Genomic DNA, 15,979 nt, shown 5'->3' on the forward strand with positions numbered 1-15,979 from the left:
TTACCGCTTTGCCTGGTCAACCCGAGCTTGTTCAGTTGCCTTTGCAAGCTCCGGCCTTTAGGCCGGGGTAGTTGACGCTAGTGCGCCGTCTGTTCGCATAGCGGGCACACCCGAATCAGCAGCGGCGCATTTTCCATTTCGGCCAGCGCGTCGCTATCGTCGGAGGCGATGGTGCACTTGCATTCGCGCGCCGTGCTTGCGGGTTCATCGCGGGTGCTTGCCGGCAGGACCGCGTAACGAACGCCAAGCTGCACGCGCCGCTCCCAGTCGCCTTGCCGATCCAGTGTCAGCAGCCACAAGCGGGTCTGGATCGACCAATGCCTGACGGTTTCGCTTTTGATCCCCAGGCGACGCGCCGCTTCGGCGACCGATACCTGCTGGGAGGCCAGGTTGAAGAAGGCTTCCGCCTTGTCCTCCAGCCTGAGCCGTGCCATGGGTGTGCCAGTCAGCCGGCTGAAGCGCTGGCGGCAGCCGGCGCAATGAAAGAGCGGCAGGCTGCTGCCATCGGTACCGTCAAAGGTCGATTTGCGCGCACGGCACCGCGGGCATTGCGGCGGCCGGCGGCTGGCGCTATTCAGCTTGCGCCACGCGGACAGCAGGAACGCAGTCAGGTCGGCATCGGCCACGCCCGCTGCCCCGCCCGCGCGCACATGGATCAGCGTCGTGGCGCGGCGCAGGTCGTCCACATGGAGATGCACGCTCGCGCTAGCGCGGCTGGACGTGGGATCTATTTCGGTTCGCGTGGGGCGTTGCTGCTGAAATCTGCTCATATCGTCGGCGCGGGTAGATCCGGCCATGACGCCGTGGGCCCCGGGGCTGGCGCCCTGGTCGTAAAATCCCGCTAACCCGTGCTCCGGGAGCGATGAATTTGCGCCGATTCTATGTGTATTAGCAGCCGCTGAGTACTGTGATTGATCACAGTAGGCCGGGCGGCACCGCGCTGCTAGGGCTTGATGATGCCGGCGGAGGCCGCCTTGACGACCGCTTCGATGCGGGTGGCCACGCCGAGCTTCTGGCGGGCATTGTCTATATGGAAATCGACCGTGCGCTTGGACAGGCCCAGAATGGTGGCGATCTCGCCCGAGGTCTTGCCGCGCGCCGACCACACCAGCGCTTCCACTTCGCGCTCGCTGAGCTGCACGGCCGGCAGGCCCGGCCGCGTGCGGGCAAGCCGGGCAAGGCGGGCCTCGACGATGCTGGTCAAAATGTCGAAATCGACCGGTTTGGTTACGTAGTCGTCGGCCCCGAGCCTGCGCCCCTTGAGCTCGGCCTCGCGCTGCGCCAGCGCCGTGAGGAACACGAAGGGCATGTCGGCAAAGCGCGGCGCCAGTGAAGTGATCTTCTCCAGCAGTTCGAAGCCCGTCATCACTGGCATACTCACGTCGCAAAGGACGAGGTCTGGCGTGTCGCGCAGGATGGCGGCAAAACCTTGCTGGCCGTCGTGCGCGATGCCCACGGCAAAGCCCCGCTCGATCAGCTCTTCGGCGATCAGCGCTGCCGTTTCGGCATCGTCCTCGATGCAGAGGATTTTCCGGCGGGCATCGGTCATGGTGGTCCTTGGTAGCGGCGGCGAGCCGCATCTTGCGGGCCGCCGAGGTACAGCGTAGCGAAATTCAGGATAAAAGTCTTATGAATCACTCGATTCGTCCGGCGCCCGCGAGCCGGCGAGTGCGTCGCGGCCTGGGTCGGCGCCTGGTCGGGCTGCCCGATTCAGTGCCCATGCTCAGGCCAATTCGCGTGCGGCTGTCGCTTGTGTTCGTGCTGTTCCTGCTGCTGGTGGTGGGCGTGGGCCTGTTCGGCATCAACCGGCTCAGCAACTTTCACAGCGTGTCGGCGCAGATCAGCGGCCGCTGGCTGCAGAGCAACCGCATCCTGGGCGACCTTAACAATTATATTTCGGACTACCGCGCGTTCGAGGGCGATGCGTTGATCGCGACGACGCGCGCTGACCTGCGCGCGGCGGAGGAGCAGATCAGCAAGCTGGACGATGTGATCAAGGAGGTCGAGGCCCGCTACGGCAAGATCGAGCATGATCCGGCCGAGCTGGCACTCTTTGATCAGTTCATGGCGCAGTGGTCGGCTTACCGGCAACTGGTCGATCGCGTGGTTTCACTGGCCCACCAGAAGGACACGACGCAGGCCGTGGCGCTCTATCGCAGCGAGTCGCGCCGCGCCTTCGAGCAGGCCAACGGCACGTTGGGCGTGCTCACGGAGCGCAATGTTGTCGGCGCCGCGCAGGCCACCGCGCGCGAGGCCGACGCCTATCACGAGGCCCGGCAACTGATTGCCGGCGCCATCCTGGTGTCGGGCTTCCTGGTCATCGCGGCGGTGATCTACCTGGTCAGGGCCGTGTCCAATCCCATCGCGGGGCTGGTCGACCGCATGCACCGCATCATGGACAACGATCCTCGCGTGGAGATCCCCGGGGCCGGGCGCAAGGATGAGATCGGCGAAATCGCCCGCGCCGTGGTGCGCTTTCGCGACAATACGATCGAACTGGAGCGCAGCAAGGCGGCGCTGGCCGCCCAGACCACGATGCTGCTGGACACGCTGGAAAACGAGCGGCGCCTGGCGGTGCTCCAGCGCAATTTCGTCTCGATGGCTTCGCACGAGTTTCGCACGCCGCTCAATGTGATCGACGGCCACGCGCAGCGGCTCATGCGCATGAAGGAAGCGCCCTCCGCCGAAGTCCTCGGCGAGCGCTGCGGGCGGATCCGGGTTGCCGTGCGGCGCATGACCAACCTGATCGACCACCTGCTCGATTCCTCGCAACTGCTGGACGGCGGGCGCCTTGCCACGCTGCAAGGCGTTGACTTTTCCCTGGCCCTGATGGTGCACGAAGTCTGCGAGATGCACCGCGAGAGTTCCCCCGCGGCGGTCATCGAGGAGATCATTGATCCCGGCGTGAATGAAATCTTCCACGGCGACGCCAAGCTGCTGTTCCAGGCCTTCAGCAACCTGGTTGGCAACGCGATCAAGTATTCGCCCACCGGCACCGCGGTCACTGTGCATGTGTCCGGGGACGCCGACATGATCCGCGTGTCCGTGTCCGATCGCGGCCTGGGCATCCCGGACAAGGACCGCGAGCACATCTTCGAGCGCTTCGTGCGCGGCGGCAATGTCACCGGCACGGCGGGCGCGGGCGTTGGCCTGTATCTGGTCAGGCTGGCAGTCGACCTGCACGAGGGCGAGGTCGTGGTCACCAGCAAGGAAGGGCAGGGGTCAAGCTTTGTGGTCCGGCTGCCGCGCGCGGCAGCATCGGGCTGAAGGCGTGGACTGGATTTGAGCGCGATGCCCGGGCATGGGCATCGATGGCTTGGATCATTCGGCCGAGGCAACGACCCGCGCATCGCGCTCGAGGCGGGGACCCACGCCTGGACGGACCTGGAGCATGGCGAACACGCCCAGCGCCGTCGCAACCGACGTGGCGATGAACATGGACGAATAGCCGTAGCGTGCCGACAGGATGCCGGCCAGCGTGGGAGCCAGGACCGCAGCGATGTTGGCGATGAAATGCATGATGCCGCTGAACGTGCCGACGCGCGAGGGCGCGGTATCGATCACCACCGCCCAGTAGACGGAGTTCGGCAAGGCGTTCAAGGCGTTGCCCAAAGTCATCAGGGCGATGACGGTCCACACGCTGTGCGCCTGCGACACCATCAGGAAGCACAGGGTGGTCAGCAACAGCGAGGCGGCAGCAAACCAGCTTCTTGCAATGACCAGCTTGCCCGTGCGCTTTAGCAGCCAGTCGGAGATGCGCCCGCCCAGCAATACCGTAAAGCACGCGCCAACCCAGGGAATCATCCCGATGTACCAGAGGGAGGAGAGGGTGAAGTTGAACTCGTCGTGCAGGTACTTCGGTGTCCACGTCAGCAGCATGAAGTTGACGTAGATAAAGGAGAAATAGCCGATGGAGTTGAAAACCAGCGTGCGGCTCTTGAAGAAAGCCCACCAAGGCAAGGCGGCGCTTGCGCTTGCGGCGCCTTTGGGGGCTTCACCGCGTCCGGCCTGAATCTGGGCGAGTTCTGCCGCATTCACCTTCGGGTGATCCTCGGGCCGGTTGGTGTACACGCACGAGAACAGGGCGATCAGCACCAGGCCCAGGACGCCGAGCACCACATACATGGCGCGCCAGCTGTCGGTGAGCAGCAGCAGGCCGACCGCTACCGGCGCGGTAAGCAGCGCGCCCAGCGGCGTGCTCAGCAGGCCGATGGAGACCGCGAAGCCGCGCTCGGCCGGCGATGCCCAGGCGGACATGGTCTTGTTGATGATCGAGTAGGCAGGCCCCTCCGAGAAGCCGAAGAGGATGCGCACCATGGCAAATCCGCTCAGGGCCGAGCCGCCGAACACCGCGAGGCCGATGTCGCCCGCCCAGACCATGCAGATCGCGAACAGTGACCAGGCCACGCCTGCGATCACCCAGACCCGCTTCGCGCCGAGGCGGTCTGCCAGCGCACCGCCGATCAGCGCGCCAAACATATAGCCGTAGCCGAAGTAGCCCAGCACGGCGCCCCAGCCGGCGCGGTCGAAGCCATACTCCTCGATGATCTGCCCGGCCGAATAGGCGATGGCGCCGCGGTCGATGTAGTTGACCAGCGCAATCACGACGATCAGCAAGAAGATGGTGAAGCGATACCGGGTGGGCGGCGGGTGTTGGTGCATCGTGCGTCTCCGTAACGGGTTGGGAGGTGGCTCAGGAGCCTCAGGTTGTCTTGCGGATTGTATAGTATATATAATGCACAATGCATACCTTAACGCTACGGGAAAACCATATGTCTCGCCCATCAGTTGCCATCGCCTCGCTAGGGGGCACCATCAGCATGACGCCGTCGGATGCCGCCGGCGGGGTTGTCCCCAAGCTGGACGCCGCCCAGCTGGTCGCGGCCGTGCCGGGGCTGGGAGAACTGGCCGATATCTCCGCCGAGCCGCTCTTCCAGTTGCCGAGCGCTTCGTTGGGCCCCGAACAGTTGCTGGCCTGCCTGGCATGGGCCGAGGGCAAGGTTGCCGGCGGGGCGCGCGGCGTCGTCCTGACCCAGGGCACGGACACGATCGAGGAGACCGCCTTTTTCCTCGATCTGTATTGGCGCCACCCCGAGCCCTTGATCATTACCGGCGCGATGCGCACGCCGCTGGCCGCGGGAGCGGATGGCCCCGCCAACCTGCTGGCCGCCGTGCAGGTCGCCATGGACGACCAGAGCCGCGGGCGCGGCGTGCTGGTTGTCATGAACGACACCATTCACAGGGCGCGCTGGGTCTGCAAGTCGGATTCCCTGTCGGTCCAGACCTTCGTCTCGCCTGACGGCGGGCCTGCGGGGAGGGTGGTCGAGGGGCAGCCGGAATACTTTCATCCGCCGGTCGACAGGCCGCTGGCAAGCCCGCCCACGCGGCGTTTTCCAAAGGTGGCGGTGGTGCCGGCGCTCCTGGGCGACGATGGCGATCTGGCCGTGGCCGCGCTTGATCTCGGCTACGAGGCAATCGTGGTCGCGGCGTTCGGCGCCGGGCACGTCTCCTTCGGCTTCGCCGAGCATGTCGAGCGCCTGTCCAAGGTCGTGCCGGTGGTGATCGCTAGCCGCACCGGGGCTGGGGCAACGGCCTCCCGAACCTATGGTTTCGCCGGCTCCGAAGTCGATCTGGCACGGCGCGGCGCCTTGCTTTCGAAGTGGCTCCATCCGTTGAAGGCGCGGCTATTGCTAGGTGCGTTGCTGGCCGCCGGCACGCCGCGCGAGCAGATCCCGGAGGCGTTTGCGAAGTGGGGTACACTGCCACGCCATTCGCCTATCCAACAACAGCCCGTTCCTTGAAGACTTCGCCGAATCCCCCGTCCAGAGTGCAAGCCGCGCCTTCGCGCCGGCTGACTGCCTACCAGTATGCGGTGCAGACCTTGCGCGCCGACATCCTGCAAGGCCGCATGACCGCGGGCGAGCGCTTGCGCCAGGATGACCTCGCCAAGCGGCTGGAGATGAGCACTACGCCCGTTCGGGAAGCATTGCGCACGCTGATCTCCGAAGGGCTGGTGTTCTTCGACGCGCATCGCGGCGCGGTCGTGCGCGGCCTGACGCTGGATGATGTGCAGGAAATCTACCGGCTGCGCAAGGTGCTGGAGCCGATGATGGTCGAAGAGGCGATCCGGGGCATCACCCCGGAAGATATCGCCCGGGCCGAGGCGTTCCATGCGGAGATGCTGCAGGCGCAGGATGTCACGCGCTGGACCGAACTGAACCTGGAGTTCCACGCGGCACTCTGGGCATCCCAGGAACACAGCAGGCTGGCCCACCTGGTCAAGACGCTGCGCGATTCGGCTGCGCCGTATATCTCGCTGTCGCTCTACATGAGCCCGGAACATATCGCGCAGAGCAATGCCGAGCATGCCGAAATCCTGTCCCAGTACAGGCAGCGCGATGCCGAGACCGCCAAGCGCCAGACCATCCATCACCTGGATGACACGCTGAAGATCATCGTGCGGGCGATCGATAGTTCCGATGCGGTGGACAACGGCGGGGCATAGCGCAGGCGCACCGGCGGGCGTTCGCTGCGAGCCCGCCGGGTGGTGGCAGGCAGGTGGCAGGCAAAAAAATAGCCCACCTGATGGCGGGCTATATTTTTTTCCTGGATACGCGGCATTCGAGCAGTATCCAGGCAATGCTGGCGGAGTGGACGGGACTCGAACCCGCGACCCCCGGCGTGACAGGCCGGTATTCTAACCAACTGAACTACCACTCCGCAGTGGCTGTGGAATCCGCTTGCTGCGGTTTCCGACGCTCGTGTTGAGGCTGCGCTTGGTGGCGTTGCTCTCGAAACTGGCGTCCCCAAGGGGATTCGAACCCCTGTACTCACCGTGAAAGGGTGATGTCCTAGGCCTCTAGACGATGGGGACTTAGACTTGCTCGCAACGTCATGTACATTTCGTGTCGCGAGGGGCGCGATTATAGCGCCCTTTTTTCGCGGTGGGAAGCCCCGGCTTTTCTTCCGCGCAAATCGTCAAACAGCGCGCCCGTTGCGTAGCCGTATTTGCCAAGACAGGCAGCCAGGCCGTTGCCACGATGCAAGCCATGCGGGGCCCCTGTGTCCGGGCTACCTTGCCGCGCTCGCATGCGCCCTCATCTGGTCGGGCTACTCGGTTGCCAACCGGCGCTATGGCGAGGTGCCGAGCACCACGATGCTCAGCGTGTGCGGGGCCGTGGCCCTGTGCGGCGCTTTGTGCCATCTTGCGCTGGAATCCACCGTGATGCCGAGCGCCGGCGAGTGGCTCGCGGTGCTGCTGCTAGGCGCGGGGCCTACCGGTGTGGCCTTCGCGGCCTGGGACCAGGCACCAAGCGTGGTCGCCTGGCGCTGCTGGGCGTGCTGTCGTATGCCACGCCGCTGATGGCTACGCTGCTGCTGCTGGTGTGGTTCGGGTTTGCCACGCTGACGTGGACCCTGGCAGGCGCGGCCGCGCTCATCATCGGTGGCGCGGCGCTCGCGCTGACGGGCCGGCGGACGTCCCCGCGCCTTCAATCGGCCTGAGCCGCATGAGCGTCATTAGCGCCGTCGCCGTCAGTAGCCGTGCGGCCGCCGCTCGCGCATCGGGCCGTCGGCGTCGATGCTGCCCGCCGCGTCAAGCGGGCCGTCGACGTTGACCGGCCCGTTGACCAGGACGTTGCCTTGCACAAACAGCGGCCCGTGGACGGTAAGCGGGCCGTGAAACACCTTTTGCCGCCCTGCGCCAGGTGGCTGGCCATAAACCGGTGGGCGATTGGCAAACCAGGCCGCGGTCAGCGGGCCGTGCGCGAGGACGCTGCCGTCCACGGTCAGCGTGCCATGGACGGTGAGGGGGCCTTCCACTACCAGCGAGCCGCCAATGGTGAGCGGCCCGGATTCCACCGGCTGGCCATGCGCCGCCGCCGCGGCTAGCCACAGGGTTGCCGCCAGGATGCCGCGGGCCTGCCGCGCAATTTGCGATCTCATGACCCCTCCCAGGGTGCGCGGCCCAGATGCCGCAAGCTGCTTCCAACTTAGTGCGCGCGGCGGATACGTGCAAGCCGCGCTCCGAGCACTGTTCTTTTGCGCTGCGATCTGCCACCATTGCGCCCCTGCATTTCACGGCTCCCGATGAGCGTCCCCACGCAATGGCTTCCAGCAAAGCTCACCATGCCACCGGATGGGCGGCAGGCCTGATCGCCGCCGCGGTGGTCGCCCAGGCCGGTGCCGGCGGCCCGTATCACCTGGCCCCTGTGCTTGCCTTTTTTGCTGGCGTAGCCGGCGGCGGCGCACCGGACTGGCTGGAGGTCGCCTGGTGGTCCAGATCCCGCCGGCTGTGGATCACGCACCGCACCTGGACGCACTGGGGCATCGCCTGGCTGGCGCTGCTGGTGATTGCGCACCGCTCCCTGGGCACGCACGCGCTAGCCGCACCAGCGTTCGGGTTTGCCTGTGGCGGGCTGATGCACTTGCTGGCCGATTGGCCCAACCCACTCGGCGTGCCCTGGATTCTTGGGCGGCACTCGCTGAACTGGTGGAAGAGCGGCCGCTGCGACCTGCTGGTGGTCGCGGCCTCGTGGATGGGCGCACTGGCGTTGTCGCGCCACGTGTGGTTCCACGGTACGCACGGGCTGGACCTGTTCCAGTACGTGCGGTCCTGGCACCTGCGGGTCTGAATGTCTGGTCGCCCGAGCGGCCGCACAAAAAAAGAGGCGGCCACAAGGGGCCGCCGATCGGGAATGTCGAGGGAGGCAATTCCCTCACAGAAGGCTAACGGCGCCCAAAAGTGCGACATGAACCCCACCGACGTGGGGTGATGATTCGGGCCTATTGGAAAGTTGCCGCCGGCCGGCTTCATGCCTCCAGGCAGGTCGTTGCCGTGCCGGGCCGGCTCGCGCCCGCGTCATGCCGGTTTTGCCGCCTGCGCACTGCCGCCACCAGTTCGTCGTGCGCGGCGTCGAGCCATGCCGTGCGATGGCGCACGGGATCGCGCACGGAGAGTGCGTCGGCGCTGACCTCCCGCAGGAAGTACTTAACCATGCTGCCCGCGCGGGCGGGCACGGGCATCATGCCCAGCAGTTGCCGGCGCTGCAGCAGGCCGAGGTCGGCTGCATGGCCCAGCGCGGACCACGCGGTGCGCCCCAGCGCCAGGAAGAGCGCCTGGTCATCCATCTGCCTGAGCGCGCCGAGAAACAGGTTCTCGAACACCCTGCGCAGCATCGGCACCGCCATCAGTTCTTCCAGGTCGCCGTCGAAGGCCAGGCCGCGCCGCGTGGTGGCATAGGGCAGCAAGGCCAGCGGCTGCAGGCGCTCGAAGCCCTCGTCCCAGAGCGCCGCGGCGCCGGGCAGGCCGATCAGCTGCGCGATGCCGAAATGATCCAGCATGCGGATCAGGTTGGGCCGCACGAGCGGCCCGCCGAGCTCCACGCGCCGCTTGTTCTCGCGCTGGATGGTGCGCCCGGGCGCGTGCCGCTGCATCAGGCTCTCGGTCAGCTCCGCCGCAAGCTGTACGTGGGTGTGCCCGGGCGTGGTGCTCACCAATACCAGCCGCGCGTGCTCATGGCTGTGCTCGAACGGCACGTAGCACATCGCGTAGATGCCATCGCGATCCACCAGCACCGGTTTGTCGATCACGGCCGTTGCCGCTCCGCGCCGGATGCGCGTGCAGTACTCTTCCAGGTAATTCGCCAAGTTGTCCCCGCCTCACCACGATTTCTCTCTGGTACAGCTGCCCTGTAGCCGGGCTTACCTTTGCTAGCATGGTAAGCCGCGGCCGGGCAGCAGGCAAAGCGGGCGGTGCTGTTTCCTGCCTGTGGCAATACAGGGTGTGTGGGCCAGCGAACCAATCGCACTGGTACACCATCCCAATGAAGGATGGACGCAACCGGGTTACCTGGGCATTGATGGGCCGTCAGATCTCCATCAGGTCGCGCACGGCCACCTCAAACGCGCTTACCAGCTTGCGCGGGCCGGCGTGGGGATCAGTGCGCGGCATCGTGCTGGCCAACGACAGGCCGCATCGCGGTGCGTGGCCGTGCCGAGGCGATCAGCAGCGCGGCAGTGGCGACAAATGCGGGCAGCGAGAGCAGGCCGAAGATCTTGCCAAAGCTCCATCCCAAGCCCAGGATCTGCGCGCCCAGCAGCGCGCCGACGATGCCGCCAAAGCGGCCGATGCCCAGCATCCAGGCCACGCCAGTGGCTCGGCATTGCGTGGGATAGAAGCCGGCGGCAAGCGTCGGCATGGAGGATTGCGCGCCGTTCATGCAAGTGCCGGCGGCAAACACCAGCACGCCGAGCACGAACACATCCCCGGCGCCGTGGCCCACTGCATAGACCAGCGCGCCTGTCAGCGCATACGTGCCGGCCACGATGCGCCACGGATGGCCGCGGTCCATCAGCCAGCCCACGGTCAGCGTACCGATGCCGCCGCCCAGCGGGAACAGCGCGGTGATGAGCGCGGCCTTCTCGATCGGGTAGCCCGCGTCGGCAAACAGCGTCGGCAGCCAGCTCGTCAGCAGGTAGAAGATCAGCAGCCCCATGAAATACGTGGTCCACAGCAACAAGGTGCCGGCGCGCAATTGCGGCATCAGGATGGCGCGCAGCGAGGAAGCACCGGCGGGCGTGGCGTCGGTGGGCACGGTCTCCTGCACATGAAAGCGCTCGTCGCCGCGCAGCACGCCCGGATGGACCTTGGACAGCGCGGCGGCGATGCGCGCGGCCGGGGCCTTGCGCGCCACCAGGAAGCGCACGGATTCCGGCAGGAAGAAGATCAGCAGCACGGCCAGCAGCAACGGCGCGACGCCGCCCACCAGCAACACCGAATGCCAGCCAAATTGCGGAATCAGCCAGGCCGCGGCAAAGCCCCCGGCCGAGGAGCCCAGCGTAAAGCCGCAGAACATGGCGTTGACCGCCAGCGAGCGGCGCCGCGTGGGCGCGTACTCCGACATCAGCGTGACCGCGTTCGGCATGGCCGCGCCGAGGCCAAGGCCGGTGAGGAAGCGCAGGACCGTGAGCGCTTCGAGCGAGGTCGAGAAGGCCGAGGCCACGCTCCAGCCACCGAAGCACAGCACCGAGCCCACCAGCACGCCCTTGCGGCCAAAGCGGTCGGCCAGCGGCCCCGCCACCAGCGCGCCCGCGGCCAGGCCAAACAAGGCGGCACTCATCACCGGCCCGAGATGGGCGCGGCTGACGCCCCATTCCTTGGCCAGCATCGGCGCGATAAAGCCGATCGCCGCGGTGTCGAAGCCATCGGCCGCGACTATCAGGAAGCACAGGATCAGGATGATCCACTGGAAACGCGAGAACGGCTGGCTGTCGATGAACTGCTGGACGTCGATGCTGGCACCGGGATTGCGTGCGTGGCCGTGGGCTGCGGCCGGCTGGCCGCTGGTTGGGGGCGTCATGGTGCGGGTCTCCTGCTATGCCGCTCGTTGGCGGCGAATTCTCTGGTGTTCCTGATTTCGTCGGCTTGCCGCGTGGCTTCAGTAAGGCAGGCCGACGTAGTTTTCCGCCAGCGACATCTGGGCCGCGCGCGAGCCCATGAGGTAATCCAGCTCGGCCTGCTGGATGCGCAGCGCGAAGTCATCGGCATCGGGGAAGCGATGCAAGAGCGATGTCATCCACCACGAGAAGCGCTCCGCCTTCCAGACCCGGCGCAGGCATTTCTGCGAGTACGCGTCCAGCTCGCTGGCATCGTCGTGCAGGTAGCGCGCAATCAGGCCGTCGGCCAGGTAAAGCACATCGCTGGCGGCCAGGTTCAGGCCTTTGGCGCCGGTGGGCGGCACGATATGCGCGGCGTCGCCGGCCAGGAACAAGTTGCCAAAGCGCATCGGCTCGCACACAAAGCTGCGTAGCGGCGCAATGCTTTTTTCGATGCTCGCGCCGGTCACCAGCGCCTCGGCGGCGCTGGCGTCGAGCCGGCTGCGCAGTTCGTCCCAGAAGCGTTGATCGGACCAGTCCTCGACCCGTTCGTCGGCGCTCACCTGCACGTAATAGCGGCTGCGCGTGAGCGAGCGCATGCTGCACAGCGCGAAGCCGCGCTCGTGGCTGGCGTAGATGAGTTCATCCGCCACCGGCGGCGTGTCGGCGAGCACGCCGAGCCAGCCGAAGGGATAGACGCGCTCGAAGATGCGCTTGGATGGCTCGGGCACGCTGCGCCGCGTGATGCCATGAAAGCCGTCGCAGCCTGCAATGAAGTCGCAACGCAATGCATGCTGCTGGCCGCCCTTGCGATATCGCACCACGGGCGTGGCCGTGTCGAAATCGTGCACGCTGACGTCTTGCGCGTCATAGATGGTGACGGCATTGCCGGCTTCGCGGGCGGCCATCAGGTCGCGCGTGACTTCGGTCTGGCCGTAGACCGTGACCGAGCGGCCAATCAGCGCGTTGAAGTCGATGTGGTGGCGCTTGCCGCCATAGGACAGTTCGATGCCATGGTGAACCAGGCCGTCGTCGTGCAGGCGCTGCGCCACGCCAGCGCGCTCCAGCGCATCGGCGGTCACGCTTTCAAGGATGCCGGCGCGGATACGGCCGAGGATGTAGTCGGGGCTGCGTTGCTCGACGATGACCGCATCGATGCCGGCCTTGGCGAGCAGTTGCCCGAGCAGCAAGCCGGCGGGGCCTGCGCCGATGATGGCGACTTGTGTGCGCATCGCGTGTCTCCTGGTGCGGGATAGGGATTGTTATTGAACGTAACAATAGCGGCGCCAGGGACGGGAGGGAATAGACGGAACGAACCATCAACAGGACAAAACGAACATCTGCATTTGGTAGTGAATGTGCTGGAGTATCCTGTCTGTGCTGGGGGAAACCCTGGTTTTTGATTGAATTTAGCCAGGATTGTCAGATCTGCCGGCGTGCTTGGCGGCGCGTTCTGGCGCACCATCCACGCGTGCCGGCCTTCACATTCCGTACGTGCGAATGCGCTTCAGCGGCCTGAGCGCTGTTCCTTGCGACAAGCCTTGCAGATATGTTCAAGGCCATCCTGGCGGCGTGTATCGCGCGCGAAGAATTCGCCGTCAGCCGGCCAGTGCTCTGCGCAATGGCGGCACAGCTTGAGCAGGCCGATATCCGACATCAGGACGTCGCCGGAGGCAACGTTAGCCCGCGCGGCGCGAGCGCGGCGCACGGGGCTCGTGCGGGGTGTGGACGTGTCTTGCATGGCGCCTGCGGTGAGGGCGCCGTGGCTCTCGCGCGGCAGGACGGCGTGATCGTACATGGTCTCTCCTTGCCTTGGATATTGGCCGGTGATGGTTGGGGTGCGCAGCGGATCCGGCTGCGCCGCTGAAATACCCCGTTACGAAATGGCGCGTGGTTGATGGTCCGATGGCCTGGGTAATCGATGGCCGAGCGGTGCGATGCCCGCTCGTGCGCTGGTGCGGCTTACCGGGACAACACGGCTGAGCAGGCCATCAGCAGCCATCCGATGGCGGCACATCCGCCCAGCCAGCCGAGCAGCACCAACACAATGGTGGACCACTTCATCGGGGCCGCCGCGCAGGCGCGGCAGGAAGTGATGCTGCGTGAGAAAGGGAGCGGCTCATGCGTACTTTCCTTGGAGTGGCAAGACGGGCTTGCTCAAGGGGGCAGCTTAGCGACCCTGTGACGCCAATGTATGTCCGGGTTGTAAGGAAATGTGCACGAGAAAATGTGCCGCGGCCCGGGCATTGCCCACGGCGGCCGTCCCGCTGGCTCGCGTTGCCCCAACGATGCCTGACGATTCTCGGAAATTTCGCGGCGTAGTGCAGAAATTTCCCACAGCATATTCAGCAGCGTCTGAGCCAGAATCCGAAGCTAACTTAAAGAGGCGCACATGGACCCGGTCGATGGGGAAAAACTGCTATCCGTCGTGGCTGTCGATGACCATCCATTCATTCTGGAATCGATCCGTGCCAACTTGCACCGGCATGGCCGCTTTGAGCTGGTTGCCGTCGCCGTCGACGGAGTCGAAGGCTTGCGCGTGCTACGGCAACTGCGTCCCGCGCTCGCCGTGGTCGATATCAACCTGCCGGGACTGGATGGGCTGGAAGTGGTACGGCGCGTGCGTGCCGTCGAGCAGCCGACGCGGATCGTGGTGCTGTCGGGCGGAGACCCCGAGCGCGATGCGCCACTGGCGCGCTGGGCCGGCGCGAGCGCCTATGTGAGCAAGTCGCATCCGTTCCACCTGCTGGCGGCAGCACTCGATATGGTGCACCAGGGCTACATCGCCTTTCCCGATGCCGTCGGCAACACCAGCCCCGATGACGAAGCCGGCAGGCGCAAGGCCAAGCAGCTCACGCCGCGCGAGTCGCGTGTGTTCCAGTTGCTCTCGGAGGGGTACGACAACCTGGAGATCGCAACGCGGCTGGGCATCTCGCCGAAAACCGTAGCCACCTTCAAGCACCGGGTTTCCAAAAAGCTGGAGCAGCTCGATGACGTCAGGCGCCTGCCGCCACCCGGTTGATCCGGCGGGGCGGCAGGCAAAACGGGCGCGCATGCCTTGCCGGCATGCGCGCCCTTGCTTCGTGGATGACCAGCGCCACTGACGCCGGCTTGCCATCAGCGCAATACTGGCTTACCGCGGGACAGCCGCGATCAGAACACGTGCCGGATGCCGGCCACTGCGCCGAACTGGCTCTTGTTGCCGGGGTTGCCGTCGGACGTGGTGTTGGTGAGCGCGATGCCGGTCAGCCGGCCTTTGTTATTGCCGTTCAGGCCTAGCTCGGAATCGCCGCGATTGCGGGCATAGGCCAGGTTCAGGTAGACATCGGTGCGCTTGGACAGGGAGTAGTCGCTCGACAACACGAACAGCCACGGATCGGCCGAGACACGACGGGCATCCTGATAGTAGGCGGCGCCGGTGAGCTTCAGGGCCGGGGACATGTTGTAAGCCATGCCGGCCCAGAGCAGGTTGGAACTGACCTTGGCCATGGTGGTGGTGACTTGGTTCTGGGAGTTCCTCACCGTCCAGTCGCCGCCGCGAGCGTAACGATAGCCGAGGAACGCCTTGGCCGGGCCGAAGCTGTAGCCGCCGGCGATCGAGGCGCTGCGTGCGTTGAGTTCGCCGGTGTTGCGCTGCTCGTACATCGCGCCGATATCGAACGGGCCGCTGGCATAGGCCAGGCTGGCGCCGTACTCGCGGCCCTTGCTGCCCTGGCCCGCGATTTCCTGGCCGTCGTAGGCAAAGCTGTACATGGCGGATGCAGTGAGGCCGTTGAAATTGCCCACGTACTTGACCGCGTTGTTGGCGCGGCTGATGAAGCCGGCGTCGATCGCGCTGATGGAGTAACGCGGCGAGATGGACATCGGGTCATAGCGTAGGCCGAAGTCATACATCGGCGTGCTCTGGCGGCCCAGGGTCAGGGTGCCAAACTGGCCTTGCAGGCCGACCGTGGCGATCCGGTTGAACAAGCCATCCGGGCTACCGGCGCCGGTGTCGACGGAGAAGCCGCTTTCCAGCTGGAACAGCGCCTTCAATCCGCCGCCCAGATCTTCCACGCCGCGCAGGCCCCAGCGCGAGCCGGACATGTTGCCCGACTGCATGGCCACCCGGCTATTGCTGTTATTCGGCTTGGTGGCGCCATTGGCCTTGGAGAGGTATTCGATGCCGACGTCTGCCACGCCATACAGGGTCACGCTCGATTGTGCCTGGGCGCTGGCGGCGAACAGTGCTGCGGCTGCCGCTGCGAATAGCTTGATTTTCATGGATTTTCCTTGAAGGGTTAAGCGGGGAACGTCCAGCGTTCGGCAGGAATTATGTGAGGCGAAGCGGGAGGGAAAGAAGCGAGTATCTGATCGGTGTTGTTAATAAGAAACGTCTCTTTGACTATTTATTTTTCCTTTTAAATCAATTGCTTGCTGTATGTTTATGCGGACGTAAATTGAAATAAGTAAAATGTAAATCGATTTTTGGTTATCGTAATCTTGATTTTGTAATTTTTTTGATTTTTTTAGTGCGTATATAAAGAGACTCAACATTAGACATGCGAATGGCTGCCTCACCGGCTGCGACGGTGGTCGTCAACGAGGCGATTTGGCAATGGAA

General features: G+C 65.3%; 15 protein-coding genes and 2 tRNA genes. 6 read left to right on the forward strand and 11 right to left on the reverse strand.

Features of this window, described 5'->3' with window-relative positions; genetic code table 11:
- Window positions 1–77: 77 nt before the first annotated feature.
- Together ACGLHR_RS45650 and ACGLHR_RS45655 are read right to left on the reverse strand one after the other, a co-directional pair.
- A complete protein-coding gene (locus ACGLHR_RS45650) occupies window positions 78–698 on the reverse strand; it encodes a DUF746 domain-containing protein (RefSeq protein ID WP_400102412.1) in 621 nt (206 codons plus the stop codon).
- A 245-nt stretch (window positions 699–943) separates the two neighbouring features.
- Window positions 944–1,549: a response regulator transcription factor gene (locus ACGLHR_RS45655; protein WP_318235787.1), complete on the reverse strand. Its 606-nt coding sequence runs from the start codon at window positions 1,547–1,549 to the stop codon at window positions 944–946.
- Between the two features lie 80 nt (window positions 1,550–1,629).
- Here ACGLHR_RS45655 and ACGLHR_RS45660 point away from each other — a divergent pair, with 80 nt between their 5' ends.
- Complete coding sequence (locus tag ACGLHR_RS45660) at window positions 1,630–3,267, forward strand: ATP-binding protein (protein ID WP_400102413.1); 1,638 nt, start codon at window positions 1,630–1,632, stop codon at window positions 3,265–3,267.
- A 54-nt stretch (window positions 3,268–3,321) separates the two neighbouring features.
- Here the strand turns inward: ACGLHR_RS45660 and ACGLHR_RS45665 are convergent, their stop codons facing one another.
- Complete coding sequence (locus ACGLHR_RS45665) at window positions 3,322–4,662, reverse strand: MFS transporter (RefSeq protein WP_400102414.1); 1,341 nt, start codon at window positions 4,660–4,662, stop codon at window positions 3,322–3,324.
- A 110-nt stretch (window positions 4,663–4,772) separates the two neighbouring features.
- Between ACGLHR_RS45665 and ACGLHR_RS45670 the strand changes: the two genes are divergently transcribed.
- Together ACGLHR_RS45670 and ACGLHR_RS45675 are read left to right on the forward strand one after the other, a co-directional pair.
- The gene (locus ACGLHR_RS45670) at window positions 4,773–5,801 is read left to right on the forward strand and encodes an asparaginase (protein ID WP_318235785.1); all 1,029 of its coding nucleotides are present in this window, start codon (window positions 4,773–4,775) and stop codon (window positions 5,799–5,801) included.
- Window positions 5,798–6,505 (forward strand): GntR family transcriptional regulator, encoded by a 708-nt coding sequence (locus ACGLHR_RS45675; protein WP_400102415.1) that lies wholly within the window; start codon window positions 5,798–5,800, stop codon window positions 6,503–6,505. The genes ACGLHR_RS45670 and ACGLHR_RS45675 overlap by 4 nt, the downstream gene beginning before the upstream one ends.
- Window positions 6,506–6,643: 138 nt before the next feature.
- Here ACGLHR_RS45675 and ACGLHR_RS45680 read toward each other — a convergent pair.
- Window positions 6,644–6,720: transfer RNA gene (locus tag ACGLHR_RS45680), tRNA-Asp, on the reverse strand.
- Between the two features lie 78 nt (window positions 6,721–6,798).
- Window positions 6,799–6,874 (reverse strand) — tRNA-Glu (locus ACGLHR_RS45685).
- A 368-nt stretch (window positions 6,875–7,242) separates the two neighbouring features.
- Here ACGLHR_RS45685 and ACGLHR_RS45690 point away from each other — a divergent pair.
- Window positions 7,243–7,503, forward strand: a complete 261-nt coding sequence (locus tag ACGLHR_RS45690) for a hypothetical protein (protein WP_400102416.1) — start codon at window positions 7,243–7,245, stop codon at window positions 7,501–7,503.
- 30 nt (window positions 7,504–7,533) lie between these two features.
- On the opposite strand, the gene ACGLHR_RS45695 is transcribed toward ACGLHR_RS45690, so the two are convergent.
- The gene (locus tag ACGLHR_RS45695; protein WP_400102417.1) at window positions 7,534–7,944 is read right to left on the reverse strand and encodes a hypothetical protein; all 411 of its coding nucleotides are present in this window, start codon (window positions 7,942–7,944) and stop codon (window positions 7,534–7,536) included.
- A 161-nt stretch (window positions 7,945–8,105) separates the two neighbouring features.
- On the opposite strand from ACGLHR_RS45695, the gene ACGLHR_RS45700 reads away from it, so the two are divergent.
- On the forward strand, window positions 8,106–8,633 hold the full coding sequence (locus ACGLHR_RS45700) for a metal-dependent hydrolase (protein ID WP_318235781.1): 528 nt from the start codon (window positions 8,106–8,108) through the stop codon (window positions 8,631–8,633).
- A 178-nt stretch (window positions 8,634–8,811) separates the two neighbouring features.
- Here ACGLHR_RS45700 and ACGLHR_RS45705 read toward each other — a convergent pair whose 3' ends face one another.
- The 4 genes from ACGLHR_RS45705 to ACGLHR_RS45720 all read right to left on the reverse strand — a co-directional run bounded on the left by ACGLHR_RS45705 (window position 8,812) and on the right by ACGLHR_RS45720 (window position 13,174).
- Window positions 8,812–9,648 (reverse strand): hypothetical protein, encoded by an 837-nt coding sequence (locus ACGLHR_RS45705; RefSeq protein WP_400102418.1) that lies wholly within the window; start codon window positions 9,646–9,648, stop codon window positions 8,812–8,814.
- 290 nt (window positions 9,649–9,938) lie between these two features.
- Window positions 9,939–11,360: an MFS transporter gene (locus ACGLHR_RS45710; protein ID WP_400102419.1), complete on the reverse strand. Its 1,422-nt coding sequence runs from the start codon at window positions 11,358–11,360 to the stop codon at window positions 9,939–9,941.
- Between the two features lie 78 nt (window positions 11,361–11,438).
- The gene (gene pobA / locus ACGLHR_RS45715) at window positions 11,439–12,608 is read right to left on the reverse strand and encodes a 4-hydroxybenzoate 3-monooxygenase (protein WP_400102420.1); all 1,170 of its coding nucleotides are present in this window, start codon (window positions 12,606–12,608) and stop codon (window positions 11,439–11,441) included.
- A 275-nt stretch (window positions 12,609–12,883) separates the two neighbouring features.
- A complete protein-coding gene (locus tag ACGLHR_RS45720) occupies window positions 12,884–13,174 on the reverse strand; it encodes a hypothetical protein (RefSeq protein WP_318235777.1) in 291 nt (96 codons plus the stop codon).
- A 594-nt stretch (window positions 13,175–13,768) separates the two neighbouring features.
- On the opposite strand from ACGLHR_RS45720, the gene ACGLHR_RS45725 reads away from it, so the two are divergent.
- Window positions 13,769–14,398, forward strand: a complete 630-nt coding sequence (locus ACGLHR_RS45725) for a response regulator (protein ID WP_400102421.1) — start codon at window positions 13,769–13,771, stop codon at window positions 14,396–14,398.
- A 131-nt stretch (window positions 14,399–14,529) separates the two neighbouring features.
- Here ACGLHR_RS45725 and ACGLHR_RS45730 read toward each other — a convergent pair whose 3' ends face one another.
- The gene (locus ACGLHR_RS45730) at window positions 14,530–15,639 is read right to left on the reverse strand and encodes a porin (protein ID WP_400102422.1); all 1,110 of its coding nucleotides are present in this window, start codon (window positions 15,637–15,639) and stop codon (window positions 14,530–14,532) included.
- Window positions 15,640–15,979 lie beyond the last annotated feature (340 nt).

It is taken from the genome of Cupriavidus sp. CuC1 (assembly GCF_044627735.1).
Classification (GTDB): Bacteria; Pseudomonadota; Gammaproteobacteria; order Burkholderiales; family Burkholderiaceae; genus Cupriavidus; species Cupriavidus ulmosensis.